Raw genomic sequence first — 1,131 nt, forward strand, 5'->3', positions numbered from 1 at the left:
GCCAGCAAGGTCAGCGCCGAGCGCTTGCTGCAACTGTTGAACCTGTTGGGCGTGGAGTGCGTGCTGCAGACCCCATCCGCCCCCCGCACCGACGTCCGGGCTGCCGAGCCCAGCCCAGACAACGGCCCGGCTTGGTGAGGTCTGGCCATGGGAAGACGCTCGCACGCCCAAACCCTGAGCCTGTGGATGAACGGTGTTCGGGTGGGCACCTGGCGCACGGCGCCCCACAGTCCAGACACGCTGCAGTACGACCCACACTGGGTTCAACGTCCTGAAGGCCGCCCCCTGTCCCTGTCGCTGCCTTTCACGCCCGGCAACACCCCGCACCACGGCGATAACGTTCGCCACTACTTTGACAATCTGCTGCCAGACAGCCCTGACATCCGGGCGCGTCTGGCACGTCGCTACCAGGCGTCGTCCACCCATGCCTTTGACCTGCTGGCACAGGCCGGGCAGGACTGCGTCGGTGCGCTCCAGATCCTGCCCGGCGATGTCCGGCCTTCCAGCACGTCACTGCAAGCCCGCGCATTGAGCTCCCACGACGTGGCGGATATCCTGCGCCACGCCAGCGCAGCCACACCACCTGGCTTCCTGGAGAACGATGACATCCGCATCTCCATCGCTGGCACGCAAGAAAAGACGGCCCTGCTCCAGCACGATGGCCAATGGTGCCTGCCGCAAGGCGCCACGCCCACCACCCACATCCTCAAACTGCCCTTGGGCCTAGTCGGTGGCATGGGGCTGGATCTGCGCGACTCGGTGGAGAACGAGTGGTTGTGCGCACAGATCCTCACCGCTTATGGTCTGCCTGTGGCCCCGTGCCAGCCCGTGCAGTTCGACGGCATCAAGGCGTTGGCCGTGGAACGCTTTGACCGCCAGTGGTGGACGGCGCCAGATGGGCAACGGCACATCATCCGCCTACCCCAAGAAGACCTGTGCCAAGCCACCGCCACGGCGCCAGATTTGAAATACGAAGCGCAGGGCGGCCCTGGCATCGACCGCATCATGTCGGTGCTGGCGGGATCGATGACACCCGAGCAAGACAAGCGCACCTTCTTCATGGCGCAGGTGCTGTTCTGGATGCTGTGCGCGCCTGATGGTCACGCCAAGAACTTCAGCCTGTTCATCCGG

The 1,131-nt window shown here is 65.1% G+C and carries 1 protein-coding gene; it reads left to right on the top strand.

Annotated features, from left to right (window positions below; genetic code table 11):
- Nucleotides 1–147 precede the first annotated feature (147 nt).
- The coding region (locus tag PQ963_11000) for a HipA domain-containing protein (GenBank protein ID MEN4030187.1) at nucleotides 148–1,131 on the top strand (984 nt) is incomplete at its 3' end.

The organism is Methanobacterium sp. (assembly GCA_039666455.1).
In the GTDB taxonomy this organism is placed as follows: domain Archaea; phylum Methanobacteriota; class Methanobacteria; order Methanobacteriales; family Methanobacteriaceae; genus Methanobacterium_D.